This window comes from Ruegeria halocynthiae, assembly GCF_000743705.1.
GTDB lineage: Bacteria > Pseudomonadota > Alphaproteobacteria > Rhodobacterales > Rhodobacteraceae > Ruegeria > Ruegeria halocynthiae_B.
Window position 1 is genome coordinate 269,595 of the sequence record NZ_JQEZ01000001.1, and the last position, 12,589, is coordinate 282,183.

Genomic DNA, 12,589 nt, shown 5'->3' on the forward strand with positions numbered 1-12,589 from the left:
CTCAAGAGGGGGCTGGCCCCCTCCCTCCTTTACAAATAGTCCGACCGCTGAAGCCCATATTTGGCCATTTTCTCATTCAATGTCCGGCGTGGCAGGCACAATTCATCCATCACCGATGCGATCGAGCCCTTGTGTCGCCGCATGGTGTTGTCAATCAGCATCCGCTCGAACGCTTCTACATATTCCTTGAGCGGTTTGCCCTCGGTCGTCATCACCGGTTGCATTTCCTCATGGTCGGACATCAACAGCGACGCAATCGTCCCCGACCCGCGCCGCGACTGCAGCACCGCGCGTTCGGCGATATTGATCAATTGCCGCACATTACCCGGCCATGGGGCCTGCAACAGCTGCGCGGCCTCCTGCGCGCTGACCTGCGGCGCGTCACAACCATATTCTTCGGCAAACTGCTCGCTCAACCGGGTGAACAGGGTCAGGATATCCTCACCGCGCTGGCGCAGAGGTGGCATGGTGATCCGCAAAGCGGCCAGGCGATAGAACAGGTCCGGGCGCAAAACGTCCTCACTGGTCTTACCCGCCTCTTGCAGGTTCGAAATCGCAACAATCCGGGTTTCTGCGGGCGTGCCCTGATCGTTCATGACGCTCAGCAACCGGGCCTGCAGCGTGTCGCTCAGCGCTTCGATATCCTCCAGAACCAAAGTACCGCCGCGTGCCTCTTCGATGGCAGGCAGTTGCGCGTCTTCAGGCATCATCGGGCCGAACAGACGTTTCGACAGCACTTCTTCTTCAAGCGCCGCGCAAGACACCAAGACAAACTTCTTGCCCGCCCGGCTACCCACCGCGTGCAAGGCATGGGCCACCAATGTTTTGCCAGTGCCGGTCTCACCGTCGATCAGCACATGACCGTCAGCCTGCCCCAGATCCAGAATATCCTCGCGCAGGCGCTCCATCACCGGGCTGGCACCGATCAGCTTGTTCATGATCTGAGTGCCACCCGAAAGCTCGCGCCGCAGCGCCCGGTTATCCAGGGTCAGCCGGCGCGCATTGCTGGCGCGTTTGGCCAGTTCCGACATCCGGTCGGGATTGAACGGCTTTTCAAGGAAATCAAACGCACCGACGCGCATCGCCTCGACCGCCATCGGAACGTCGCCGTGACCGGTGATCATGATGACCGGCAGGGTGCTGTCAGCCCCCATCAGTTTTTTCAGCAGCTGAATGCCGTCCATACCCGGCATCTTGATGTCCGAGATGACAATACCCGGATAATCCGGCCCCAACACTTTCAGCGCGTCCTCGGCGCTGGAAAAGGTCTCGGTGTCATATCCCGACAGCGCCAGCCATTGGCTGATCGACTGGCGCATGTCCTGTTCGTCATCCACAATGGCGATTTTCATGGCCTGTGCCATATCATTTCCTCGTTATTCCGCGGCCTCAAGGCCGTCGCTTCCCAATATGGGCAGTTGCATCTCAAACACCGCGCCGCCGTACTGGCTGTTGCGCGCGGTCAGCCGTCCACCATGGTCGTTCACGATACCTGATGAGATGGCAAGCCCCAACCCAACCCCATCGCCGGGTTGCTTGGTGGTGTAGAAGGGTTCAAACAGGTTCTCGATATTCTCGATCCCGTGACCGTTGTCGCGCACGGCCAACACCGCTGTGTCGCCTGCTGCCAGAATGATTTCCACATCCGGCTCTGATACAGATTTGGTGGCGTCCAGCGCATTGCGCAAGAGGTTCACCATAACCTGTTCGATCCGCATCCGATCCCCCATCACTATGACAGGTTCTTCCGGCAAAATCTGAGTTATTTTCACATGGCGCTGGCGCAGTTGCGGCTCCATCATAGATAGGGACGAAGCCAGTGCTTCACCCAAATTTACAGGCGAAAACGCATCTGCCCCCTTGCGCGCATAAGATTTAAGCTGACGCGTGATCGCCCCCATCCGTTCGATCAGCCCGTCGATGCGTCCAAAGCTGGCCAGGGCCTCTTCGGGGCGGTTCCGGCGCAACAACAGGCGCGCGCCGGCCAGATAGGTTTTCATTGCAGCCAGCGGCTGATTCAACTCGTGGCTGACGGCGGCAGACATCTCGCCCAAGGCGGCCAGTTTCGAGCTTTGGGCCAGTGTCTGCTCGGCGACTTCCAGTGTCTTTTCAACGCGTTCACGTTCAGCGATTTCCCGCTGCAACCTTGCGTTCAATGCGCGAAGCTCTGCCGACTCGCGCTGGAACAAAGTCATCCGCAGCGTGGCCCGGCGGCTTAGGGCGTAAAACGCCAGCGCCAATAGAATCGCAAAGCCCATGATTTCCAGCGCAATGACACTGTTCACTTTTTCACGAATCGACGCGTAGGTCGTGAACGAGGTCATCTTCCAACCCCGGAACGGTATGCGGGTTTCCATACGCATCACCGCCTCGCCCTGCAGATAGGCATCGGGCGGCAGCGCGGTCCAATCAGTCGTGGCCCGGATCGCGCGTTGGATTGCACCCTCGGGCGGTTGGCGCAGCATGGCAGCACCTTCTTCAAGCCCGCGCCACTGCGGCTCGGTCGACAGGATGATCGTTCCCGTGCTGTCCGCAACCATCACAGCGTCAGAAATCCCAGCCCAGGCGCGCTCAAACTTTTGCAGATCAACCTCAACAACAATAACGCCCAGAAATTCCGCATTTGCGTCAATCCGACGTGAATAAACAAAGCTGTACCCGCCCGTATCCTTTTCGATGACAGTGAAAATCGTGGCGTTTGAACGCACAGCATCAATGAAATACGGGGAACTGCGGTGCGCCTCGCCCAGTCGGTTCCGGTTTGTGGCCGCCACTGAACGCCCGTCCCCATCCAATAACATCAAAGACGCCGCCCCGATCTCTTCGACAAAAGAAATCAGGCGTTGCGTCGACAGTGTGAAATCGCTGGATTGAAGCGCCGAAATCAGCGTGGGATCACGGGCCAGAAGCTGTGGGACAATAGCGTTCCGGCGCAGTTCGCTCAGCAAGTTGCCAGAGTACAAGGCCAGCCGCAGTTCGGCCCGATTGCGCGTGGATTCCGTGAAACGGTCGGTCAGCAGCCGGTTCGTTACCCAAACCGTCGCCACCGTTGCCATCAGCAGGATCAAAATCGCAATGCGCAGCCGCCACCCCAGTGGCGCGCCGCGGAATGGTTTTTTCAAGACGGACCAGCCTGAGCGAAGATTGGAATTCATCCCGAGAAACTACGCGGGCTCTGGTCCGATCTCAAGTCATGCGGGGGCAAGAACACCTGACAATGCGCGGAACAACGCCGTTCCGTCGGTTCCGCCATGGCCCTCATCAGCCGCCCGCTCGGGGTGTGGCATCATTCCCAACACCCGACGGTTTTCAGACAGGATACCAGCAATATCCCCGGCTGAGCCGTTCGGATTCTCGGTATAGGAGAACGCGATGCGATCCTGATCGCGCAACGCCGCAAGCACATTGTCGTCGGCGAAATAGTTACCGTCGTGATGCGCGACCGGAATGCCGATCACATCCCCGGCGTTGTACCCTTCGGTAAAGGCGCTGTCGCTGCTTTCGACCTTCAACCCAACGGTGCGGCAGATGTATTTCAACCCGGCATTGCGCAGCAGCGCGCCGGGCAGAACGCCGGTTTCGGTCAGAATTTGGAAACCATTGCAGATACCAACGGCATAGCCACCGCGATCAGCGTGATCCACCACAGCCTTGCAGATCGGCGATTGCGCGGCGATGGCCCCGCATCGCAGATAATCCCCATAGGAAAATCCGCCCGGAACGCCGACGATATCCACGCCATCGGGCAGCGACGCGTCCTTGTGCCAGACCATATCAACCTTAAAACCCGCCTGTTCGAAAGCGACGGCAAGGTCCCGGTCACAGTTTGAACCTGGGAATACAATGACAGCTGCGCGCATGGCGGGCCCTCCGGCTAGTGGTTCAGACCAGTTCGATCTCAAAGCGTTCGATGACCGTGTTGGCCAACAGCTTTTCGCACATCTCGGTGATGTCCGCCTCGGTCGCGCCTTCGGCCAGCTCAAGGTCGATCACTTTGCCCTGGCGCACACCTTCGACCTGATCGAAACCCATGGCACCCAGCGCATGACGCACTGCCTCGCCCTGCGGGTCCAGAACCCCGTTCTTGAGCATCACATGCACCCGTGCTTTCATTCTCGCAACTCCAGCTGAGGGCCTCGGTTTCCGGCCCATTCCGTTGCGCGGGGGATAGCGTGCCCAAGGGCATTCCACAACCCTTGTCAGCACACAGTTTGCCACAGGCCGCTGCGATCAGCTTCCGCCGGTCAATCCCGGGTAATGCGCGTCAATGGCGTGGAAAGCCCCGGTCAGAACCATCTCAACGGCAACCGCCACCAGGATGATCGCCATAACGCGGGTGATCACGTTGATCATCGTTGGCCCGAAAAACCGCGAAATCGGGTCAGCAAACAGCAACCCAATGCCCACAATCGCGCAGGCAATCAGCACGGCCGAGCCCAATGTCACGATCTCGGCCCCGTCAGACAGCGTATGCGCGAAAACGATGGTAGTTGCGATGGTTCCGGGACCAATGGTCAATGGAATGGCCAGCGGCACAACTGCGATATTGTTTTTCTTCTTTTCGCCTTCGACCACGGCTTGCTGATCACCCTGCGGCCGGTCCGAAGAATTCAACATCGCCATCCCTACCCCCAATATGATCAACCCACCGGCGATCCGAAACGACGGGATGTCGATCCCAAAGACCGCCAGGATCTCTTCTCCGATCAAAACTGCGATCAGGGCTACGATGACAATGGTCGCCGTCACGGTCAAAGCGACGCGCTTGCGTTCGGGGGGCGAATAGCCCTCGGTCATACTCAGGAAAATCGGGATGCCGTATAGCGGGTTAAAGATCGCAAGCAACGCTGCGAGGAATTTCAGAAATACCGCCTGATCAAACAATTCGGCCATGTCGGGGGATCACCTTGATTAAATTTGCACTGACAATGCGGGACGATAGCCAACCCTGTCAAACACCGTATTTAAAAGAAAAAAGCGCTGTCTTTTTCAAACAGCGCTTTTGATCAGTTTTCCGGTCGAACGATTGATCAGTTGATCAGGGTCGGCTTAGCCACGTTGCTTTTGGGCAGCACACCCAAACGGCGCGCGACTTCGGAATAAGCGTCGGTCAAACTGCCCAGATCCCGGCGGAACACGTCCTTGTCCAGCTTCTGGCCGGTCTCGATATCCCAAAGGCGGCAGCTGTCCGGGCTGATCTCATCCGCGACGATCAGGCGCTGAAAGTCGCCTTCGAACACGCGGCCGATTTCGATCTTGAAGTCGACCAGGCGGATACCCACGGCCAGCATCATGCCGCTCATGAAATCATTCACCCGCAGCGCCAGGCTAAGAATGTCGTCCATGTCCTGCTGGCTGGCCCAGCCAAAGGCAGCAATATGTTCCTCGGTGACCAACGGATCACCCAGCGCGTCATCCTTATAGCAATATTCCACGATCGGACGCGGAAGCTGTGTGCCTTCGGCAATGCCCAGACGCTTTGACATGGTTCCTGCGGCATAGTTGCGCACGATGATTTCAAGCGGAACAATCTCGCAATTGCGCACCAGTTGTTCGCGCATGTTCAGGCGACGGATGAAATGTGTCGGGACACCGATCTGGTTCAGGCCGGTCATGAAGAACTCGCTCAGACGGTTGTTCAGAACACCTTTTCCGTCGATAACGTCTTTCTTCTCGGCGTTGAACGCAGTCGCATCGTCCTTGAAATACTGAACGATGGTGCCCGGTTCGGGGCCTTCATACAGAATCTTGGCCTTGCCTTCGTAGATTTTCTTGCGACGCGCCATCGGGGCCCCTTCCATATCGGCAATGCGCGATTACCACGCAGTTGCGGCCCTCATAGTGCAGCGCGCCGCAACCCGCAAGTTATCAGGCATCCCGACCATTCCGCTTTGACCTTTTGAAAGCACGGGTTGCCGCCGATCACCGCACTCGGCTGCACGGCACATTTGGTCGCGCAATGGCTGATTTCGCTATACATTCCGATGTGGTTTTTTTATCTGTTCTACAAGATATCAAGATATGAGGCCCTCAATCAATGACCACGTTTGACGAACGCGAAAACGCCTTTGAAGCCAAGTTTGCGCATGACGAGGAAATGCAGTTCAAGGCCCAGGCCCGCTGCAACAAACTGCTTGGCCTTTGGGCTGCTGAAAAGATGGGCAAAACCGGGGACGCGGCGGACGATTACGCGAAAACCGTCGTGATCGCCGATTTTGAAGAAGCCGGGCACGAAGACGTTGTGCGCAAGGTCGCCGGCGACCTGGGTGCGCTGTCATCGGACGATGAAGTCCGCGCCAAGCTGGCCGAACTTTTGCCCGAAGCCAAAGCCCAGGTTCTGACTGAAACCGATTAAGGCGCTTTGCCGTCCTCATGATCTTCATGAGTTTTATGAATTTGATTTGACGCCCCGGTCATGAGACATGGGGCGTCTCTGTTTTTATTGGCCACCTGTGCCGTTTCTCGGATAATCCAATGACAAATGCACTGACCAACTTTCTGGATACAAATGGCGTCATTCTGGCGGATGGGGCTACGGGCACCAATCTGTTCAATATGGGATTGCAGGCGGGCGACGCCCCCGAAATTTGGAACGTGGAAGAAGCCGACAAAATTCGTGCGCTGTACCAGGGTTCCGTCGATGCGGGCAGCGACCTGTTTCTGACAAACACGTTTGGCGGCACCTCTGCGCGGCTAAAACTGCACGAGGCGCAAAACCGCGTTGGCGAATTGAACCGCATCGGGGCCGAATTGGGTCGGGAAGTTGCTGACAAGGCCGGGCGACCCGTCATCGTGGCCGGATCAGTTGGCCCGACGGGCGAGATCATGCAGCCCGTGGGCAGCCTGTCACATGCTGATGCGGTCGAGATGTTTCATGAACAGGCTGACGCGCTCAAGGCGGGCGGCGCGGACGTTCTGTGGCTTGAAACCATCAGCGCACCGGAAGAGTTTCGCGCGGCGGCCGAGGCTTTTGCCCTGGTGGATATGCCGTGGTGCGGCACCATGAGCTTTGATACCGCAGGTCGCACCATGATGGGCGTGACCTCTGCCGATCTTGCCCAATTGGTCGAGACCCTGCCGAACCCGCCCGCCGCCTTTGGGGCCAATTGCGGGACCGGCGCATCGGATATCCTGCGCACCGTCCTTGGCTTTGCGGCGCAAGGCACCGAGCGGCCGCTGATTTCAAAAGGGAACGCAGGCATTCCGAAATATGTGGACGGTCATATCCATTATGACGGCACGCCCGAACTGATGGGGCAATATGCGACCATGGCGCGGGATTCGGGGGCTACAATCATCGGTGGCTGCTGTGGCACGATGCCAGCACACTTGCGTGAGATGCGCAAAGCTTTGGATAGTGCTCCGAGTGGATCGCGCCCAACGCTGGACCAGATCACGGATGCACTGGGGCCGTTTTCCTCGGCCTCGGACGGGACCGGCGATGATGCCGCGCCCGAGCGGCGGACGCGCCGCCGCCGCCGCGCCTGAGCGTTTCAGCGCCCCTCGAATTTCGGGGGGCGTTTTTGCATGAAGGCCACGACGCCTTCGGCGAAATCGCGCGAGCGTCCGCAATCCCCTTGCAGGTGGGCCTCGATCTCTAACTGCTGTGAAAGCGTTGTTTCATAGGTTCCACGGATCGCCTTTTTGATCGCACCGAAGCCTGCCGTTGGGCCTTTGGCAAGATATTGCGCCCGGCTGCGCCAATGGGCTTCAAACTCGGCATCCGGAACGGCTTCCCAGATCAACCCCCAGTCATCGGCCTGACGCGCACTGATCTTATCGGCAAACAGCGCGGCCCCCATGGCTTTGGCAAAGCCCATCTGGCGCGGCATGAACCATGTTCCGCCCGCATCCGGCAACAGGCCAATCCGCGCGAAGGCCTGCAGGAAATAGGCACTTTCGGTCGCGATCACCACATCAGCACACAACGCAAGGTTGGCCCCTGCCCCGGCCGCCGGTCCGTTCACTGCTGCAATCGTGGGAACCGGACAATCATAGATCGCTTCCAGCATCGGCTCGTATTCATCACGCAGCGTTTTTTCTAGGTCGATCTTGCCGGTGCTGGACGCATCCCCAAGATCCTGACCGGAACAAAACGCATCCCCTGCGCCCGTCAGAACAATGGCCCGGGCGTTTTGGGCGGCGTGTTTCATCGCATAGGTAACCTCGGCTCGCATCTGCGAGGTCATCGCGTTCAGTTTCTCTGCCCGGTTCAAGGTCAGCACGGCCAAGTCGTCCGTGATGTCCAGCAGCACTGTTTCGTAGTCCATACATCCCCCTGCAAGCTTAAAGCACGATCAAACCTGCCTTAAATGCCGGGGAAGGAAAAGGTGAACCAAAGGTCACTCATCCAGAATTTGGCGCAAACGCTCTTTCTCGGCATCGCTTAGGGCGTCCGTATCAGCGGTGCCATGCGCGTTGGATCTATTGCGCAGAAAATTCCACCCCATCCCGGCGGCAATCAACAACATGATTGGGCCAGCCAGCCACAGCATCAGGTTCGAACCGGTCGTGGTGGGTTTCAGCAGTACATATTCACCATAGCGGTCCACGATAAAGTCGATTGCTTCTCTATCCGTATCGCCTGCCACCAGACGTTCACGCAGCAGCAAGCGCAAATCGCGGGCAAGTTCCGCGTTGCTTTCGTCGATGCTTTCGTTGCGGCACACCAGACACCGCAGTCCGACGCTCAGATCGCGGGCGCGTTGTTCAAGCACCGGGTCATCCAGTACCTCATCGGGCTGGACAGCAAAAAGCGGCGAGGCCAGCACTGCGAGGATGAGAATCAGACGTTTCATTCTGCGGGCACTCCGGCAGTCGGCGTCTTACGTGCGCCGGCCGCGACGCGGAACCTGCGGTCAGACAGGCTGAGAAGGCCGCCCAACGCCATCAGGATACACCCGCCCCAGATCCAGTTCGCAAGCGGCTTGATATAGGTTCGCATCACCCAGCCGCCATCGTCTTGCTGATCGCCGATAACCACGTAAAGGTCACGCAAAAGACGATAGTCGATTGCGGCCTCGGTGGTGGGCATCCGCGCGACTGGATAGTTGCGCTTTTCCGGGTGCAGCGTCGCAACGGGCTGCCCGTCCGCTTCGATCCGAACATCCGCCATGGTCGAGAAATAGTTGGGGCCCTGAACATTCCGGACGCCATCCAACGTCAGCGTGAACTGACCCACCGTGAACGGCTGACCGGGTTGTGCGACGCGGATATCCTCAACCTCCCACGCGGTCAGGCCCGCGATGGCAAACATAGTCACGCCCATGCCTGTATGCGCCACGGCCTTGCCCCAATCCGCTCTGGGCAGACGGAACAACCGTCCAAAGCTGCCCTTGCGGCCCGTGCGGCCCCATAGATCCACAGCGGCACCGAAGGTAACCCAAGCCCCCAGGAACAGACCAACCGGACCCAGCGCGCTGCGCCCTGATTGCATGACCCACACCAGCAAGGCCAGCGCAACGGCAAGCACAAACGCATAGCGCAGCGAATAGGCCGCTTTGCCCAGCTTTCCGCGTTTCCAGGGCAGCATGGCCCCAACCGGCAATACGATCCCCAAAGCGATCATAAATGGTGTGAATGCGGAATTGAAAAATGGCGCCCCGACCGAGAGTTTGCGATCGAACGCCATTTCAGCCACCATCGGCCACAAAGTTCCGAAGAAGACGACAAAACAGCTGACGGCCAATAGGATGTTGTTAAGCAACAGCGCGCTTTCGCGGCTGACCATGCCGAACACGCCCTTCGCCTCCATCGCTTGTGCGCGGGCGGCGAACAATGTCAGCGCGCCGCCGATGAAGACCACCAGGATGATCAGGATAAAAACGCCACGCTCAGGATCGTTGGCGAATGCATGAACCGACGTCAGCAGCCCGGATCGTACAATAAACGTACCGATCAACGAGAACCCGAAGGCGATGATCGCTAGCAGGATGGTCCAGCTTTTCAACGCTTCGCGCTTTTCCACAACGATGGCAGAATGCAGCAGCGCAGCCGCCAGTAACCACGGCATGAACGAGGCGTTTTCGACCGGGTCCCAGAACCAGAAACCGCCCCAGCCCAGCTCATAATACGCCCACCAGGACCCCAGCGCGATTCCGATGGTCAGGAATATCCAGGCCGCCAGCGTCCATGGCCGGACCCACCGGCCCCATGCCGCATCCACGCGCCCCTCGATCAACGCGGCGACGGCAAAGCTGAACGCCATGCTCAGACCAACGTATCCCAGATATAAAAACGGCGGGTGGAACGCCAAACCCGGATCCTGAAGCAACGGGTTAAGGTCGCGCCCGTCAAACGGGGCAACGATCAGCCGGTCGAACGGATTGGACGTGAACAGGATAAAGGCAAAGAACGCCACGCCAATGGCTGCCTGAACCGCCAGAACGCGCGCCTTGAGTGTCGGGGGCAAGCCACCGCCAAAGAAGGCGGCCGTCGCACCAAACAGGGCAACAATCAGCACCCACAACAGCATCGACCCTTCGTGATTTCCCCATGTCCCGCTGATTTTATACAGCATCGGTTTGGCCGAATGGCTGTTTTCGACAACCACCCGCAGCGAGAAGTCGGACGTGATAAACGCCCAGACCAAAGCCCCAAACGAAAAGGCGACAAGCAGGAACTGCGCAATCGCTGCAGTTTCTGCAAATGCCATCCATCCTGTCCAGCGTTTTGCAGCTCCGACAAGGGGCACCACCGACTGCGCGATAGCGACAAGGAAGGCGAGGATAAGGGCGAAGTGGCCAAGTTCGGTAATCATGACCCGCGTATAATCCTGTCGCGGGGCAATCACCAATCACTTTAGCCCATTTTGGGCGAACATAGTGTCGCGGTTCAGGCCCTTCGCCCGCGCCGCCAGTCTTCTAGCGCGCGGTTGTCATCGGGGTGGCTAACCGCATCGGCCAATGCCGCGTCCGTACCGGGATCGGCGGCCCCAATTCCGCTGTCCTGCAGTCTTTCCAGTGCTTGAAGGTTCTCGATAACCATCGGGGTGCGCAGCATTATGGCCGAAATTTCCCGTTGCAGATCCTGAACCTTGGCCTGATGGCGCGCGCCGAAATAGAATGAGACGACCACCCCCAGCAGCCACCACAACGGCTCTGGCACTAGCGCGATGCCCTGCATACGCGCTGCGAACCACAGCGGATCAACCATGGCGGCAATGAACAGGCCAAGTGTTCCCAGCGCCAGCGCCGGGCGCGGTAAACGGTTCAACCCATCCATGAACCGATCAAAAGCGCCCCTTTGCGGTATTTGAAACTCGGCCCCGAACTGGGCCACGGCCTGCTGTTTCAACACAGCGCTTCGGTCGGCGCCTGCCTCGGCATTTTCCCGAAAAACTTCGGCCGTCTCACGCACCACATTGCGCCCACCGCCAAACAGAAGGGCGAATATTCCTGAAATTAATCCCACCCCGAAACCCTTTTTTGAAACTCGGCGTTGCTCAAGTGATAAGACGCAGACAGGAATTCCTCGGCCCGGCGTATCCAGCCGCCTTTGCCCCCTGCCCGCGTGCGCGCATATTTCCGGGATGCCCGCCTGCGGTCTGCCAACCTGAAATAGTAGTTGCGCCGCGCCACGCCGTACGCGTCCCTCAGCGCGATCGGATCGGGATCAGCAGCATTGCGACAAGCCCGCGCCGTTTGCGGCCCGACAATGCCATCCACGGCGACGTCATACCCCATGGCGCGCAGCAAGCGCTGCAGGATTTTAACCGCCTGCGCACCAGCATTGACGTACATATCAAATACCGAAGCCTGAACCGCCTGCGGCAACACCCCAAGCTGCGGCAATTCAAAGTAATGTCGCACAAAAATATCCACCGCCCGGGATTTGCTGAGCATACGCACATCAGCCTTGTTCACTGCCCCGTCGCCCGATAAATCAAGACCCAGCCTGCGCAGAGTATGAACGGTTACACCGTATTTCGTAGCACCCCCGGGATCATCCGGGTCATCTATAAAGCCCCCCTCTCGTGCCACAATCTCAGTCGCAATCTGCCGAACCGTCCGCATCGCACCCTCCGCAATTGTTTGCACAAACGCTCGGGCCATCGGGTTAATTCCAGACAACAAGAAAGGGCGCTGCGACCCCTTGGTACGCAACGCCCCGTTGAATTCTCAGCCATTTCCAGCGTGCGGATCAGCTTTCGCCAGATTCCTGATAAACGCCCTGTTCCTTCAGCGCATCCACAACCTCTTTCGGCATGTATGTCTCATCATGTTTTGCAAGTATTTCCGTGGCTTGAAATACACCGTTCACGTAACTTCCAGTGCCGATCATCCCCTGATTTTCGGTAAATAGATCTGGCAAAACACCCTTATAAGCAACCGGAACACTTTCCCCGCCATCTGTCACAACGAAATGCACCGTTTCCCCCTGCCCACGAATGATCGAGCCTTCTTCGACCAGCCCACCGATGCGAAACACCTCGGACGGCTTTGGGGGTTCGGCGATCACCTGACTGGGTGAGCGGAAAAAGTTGATCCCATCGCGCATCGCATACCCAATCAACACCGTCGACAATGCCAAGGCGACAACGGCCAGCGTAATGACTTGAATTCGGCGGCGTTTCTTGAGCGTTTTCATT

At 58.3% G+C, this 12,589-nt stretch carries 14 protein-coding genes; 2 read left to right on the forward strand and 12 right to left on the reverse strand.

The genetic code is table 11. From position 1 onward, the window contains the following. Positions 1–29: 29 nt before the first annotated feature. The 6 genes from JT51_RS01265 to purC all read right to left on the reverse strand — a co-directional run bounded on the left by JT51_RS01265 (position 30) and on the right by purC (position 5,786). Positions 30–1,364 carry a sigma-54-dependent transcriptional regulator gene (locus JT51_RS01265; RefSeq protein ID WP_037306989.1) on the reverse strand — a complete coding sequence of 445 codons (1,335 nt, stop codon included), beginning with the start codon at positions 1,362–1,364 and terminating at the stop codon, positions 30–32. A 12-nt stretch (positions 1,365–1,376) separates the two neighbouring features. Next, the gene (locus tag JT51_RS01270; protein ID WP_419177298.1) at positions 1,377–3,056 is read right to left on the reverse strand and encodes a sensor histidine kinase; all 1,680 of its coding nucleotides are present in this window, start codon (positions 3,054–3,056) and stop codon (positions 1,377–1,379) included. 135 nt (positions 3,057–3,191) lie between these two features. Beyond that, positions 3,192–3,860 carry a phosphoribosylformylglycinamidine synthase subunit PurQ gene (gene purQ, locus JT51_RS01275; RefSeq protein ID WP_037306991.1) on the reverse strand — a complete coding sequence of 223 codons (669 nt, stop codon included), beginning with the start codon at positions 3,858–3,860 and terminating at the stop codon, positions 3,192–3,194. A gap of 22 nt (positions 3,861–3,882) precedes the next feature. Then, positions 3,883–4,113 (reverse strand): phosphoribosylformylglycinamidine synthase subunit PurS, encoded by a 231-nt coding sequence (gene purS, locus JT51_RS01280; protein ID WP_037306993.1) that lies wholly within the window; start codon positions 4,111–4,113, stop codon positions 3,883–3,885. A gap of 117 nt (positions 4,114–4,230) precedes the next feature. Then, complete coding sequence (locus JT51_RS01285; protein WP_051927382.1) at positions 4,231–4,893, reverse strand: MarC family protein; 663 nt, start codon at positions 4,891–4,893, stop codon at positions 4,231–4,233. 137 nt (positions 4,894–5,030) lie between these two features. Further along, a complete protein-coding gene (gene purC, locus JT51_RS01290; RefSeq protein ID WP_037309221.1) occupies positions 5,031–5,786 on the reverse strand; it encodes a phosphoribosylaminoimidazolesuccinocarboxamide synthase in 756 nt (251 codons plus the stop codon). A gap of 251 nt (positions 5,787–6,037) precedes the next feature. Between purC and JT51_RS01295 the strand changes: the two genes are divergently transcribed. Continuing rightward, positions 6,038–6,355 carry a DUF1476 domain-containing protein gene (locus JT51_RS01295; protein WP_037306996.1) on the forward strand — a complete coding sequence of 106 codons (318 nt, stop codon included), beginning with the start codon at positions 6,038–6,040 and terminating at the stop codon, positions 6,353–6,355. A 119-nt stretch (positions 6,356–6,474) separates the two neighbouring features. Next, positions 6,475–7,488 (forward strand): betaine--homocysteine S-methyltransferase, encoded by a 1,014-nt coding sequence (gene bmt / locus JT51_RS01300; protein WP_037306998.1) that lies wholly within the window; start codon positions 6,475–6,477, stop codon positions 7,486–7,488. 5 nt (positions 7,489–7,493) lie between these two features. Here bmt and JT51_RS01305 read toward each other — a convergent pair whose 3' ends face one another. The 6 genes from JT51_RS01305 to ccmE form a co-directional block, all read right to left on the reverse strand. Then, positions 7,494–8,270 carry an enoyl-CoA hydratase-related protein gene (locus JT51_RS01305; protein ID WP_037307000.1) on the reverse strand — a complete coding sequence of 259 codons (777 nt, stop codon included), beginning with the start codon at positions 8,268–8,270 and terminating at the stop codon, positions 7,494–7,496. Positions 8,271–8,342: 72 nt separating this feature from the next. Then, on the reverse strand, positions 8,343–8,798 hold the full coding sequence (locus JT51_RS01310) for a cytochrome c-type biogenesis protein (RefSeq protein WP_037307002.1): 456 nt from the start codon (positions 8,796–8,798) through the stop codon (positions 8,343–8,345). Continuing rightward, entirely contained in the window at positions 8,795–10,759 is a 1,965-nt protein-coding gene (locus JT51_RS01315; RefSeq protein WP_037309224.1) for a heme lyase CcmF/NrfE family subunit, read from the reverse strand. Before JT51_RS01315 ends, JT51_RS01310 begins: the two co-directional genes overlap by 4 nt. 74 nt (positions 10,760–10,833) lie before the next feature. After that, on the reverse strand, positions 10,834–11,412 hold the full coding sequence (locus tag JT51_RS01320; RefSeq protein WP_037307004.1) for a holin family protein: 579 nt from the start codon (positions 11,410–11,412) through the stop codon (positions 10,834–10,836). Further along, positions 11,403–12,014: a holin-associated N-acetylmuramidase gene (locus JT51_RS01325; protein WP_037309226.1), complete on the reverse strand. Its 612-nt coding sequence runs from the start codon at positions 12,012–12,014 to the stop codon at positions 11,403–11,405. Before JT51_RS01325 ends, JT51_RS01320 begins: the two co-directional genes overlap by 10 nt. Positions 12,015–12,141: 127 nt before the next feature. Beyond that, positions 12,142–12,588 (reverse strand): cytochrome c maturation protein CcmE, encoded by a 447-nt coding sequence (gene ccmE / locus JT51_RS01330; protein ID WP_037307006.1) that lies wholly within the window; start codon positions 12,586–12,588, stop codon positions 12,142–12,144. Position 12,589: the final 1 nt, after the last annotated feature.

Excerpts from the sequence above, each read along its gene's own strand:
- JT51_RS01265 (WP_037306989.1), bottom strand. The coding sequence starts at position 1,364 with ATGGCACAGGCCATGAAAATCGCCATTGTGGATGACGAACAGGACATG.
- JT51_RS01270 (WP_419177298.1), bottom strand. The coding sequence starts at position 3,056 with ATGGCAACGGTGGCGACGGTTTGGGTAACGAACCGGCTGCTGACCGAC.
- purQ (WP_037306991.1), bottom strand. The coding sequence starts at position 3,860 with ATGCGCGCAGCTGTCATTGTATTCCCAGGTTCAAACTGTGACCGGGAC.
- purS (WP_037306993.1), bottom strand. The coding sequence starts at position 4,113 with ATGAAAGCACGGGTGCATGTGATGCTCAAGAACGGGGTTCTGGACCCG.
- JT51_RS01285 (WP_051927382.1), bottom strand. The coding sequence starts at position 4,893 with ATGGCCGAATTGTTTGATCAGGCGGTATTTCTGAAATTCCTCGCAGCG.
- purC (WP_037309221.1), bottom strand. The coding sequence starts at position 5,786 with ATGGCGCGTCGCAAGAAAATCTACGAAGGCAAGGCCAAGATTCTGTAT.
- JT51_RS01295 (WP_037306996.1), top strand. The coding sequence starts at position 6,038 with ATGACCACGTTTGACGAACGCGAAAACGCCTTTGAAGCCAAGTTTGCG.
- bmt (WP_037306998.1), top strand. The coding sequence starts at position 6,475 with ATGACAAATGCACTGACCAACTTTCTGGATACAAATGGCGTCATTCTG.
- JT51_RS01305 (WP_037307000.1), bottom strand. The coding sequence starts at position 8,270 with ATGGACTACGAAACAGTGCTGCTGGACATCACGGACGACTTGGCCGTG.
- JT51_RS01310 (WP_037307002.1), bottom strand. The coding sequence starts at position 8,798 with ATGAAACGTCTGATTCTCATCCTCGCAGTGCTGGCCTCGCCGCTTTTT.
- JT51_RS01315 (WP_037309224.1), bottom strand. The coding sequence starts at position 10,759 with ATGATTACCGAACTTGGCCACTTCGCCCTTATCCTCGCCTTCCTTGTC.
- JT51_RS01325 (WP_037309226.1), bottom strand. The coding sequence starts at position 12,014 with ATGCGGACGGTTCGGCAGATTGCGACTGAGATTGTGGCACGAGAGGGG.
- ccmE (WP_037307006.1), bottom strand. The coding sequence starts at position 12,588 with ATGAAAACGCTCAAGAAACGCCGCCGAATTCAAGTCATTACGCTGGCC.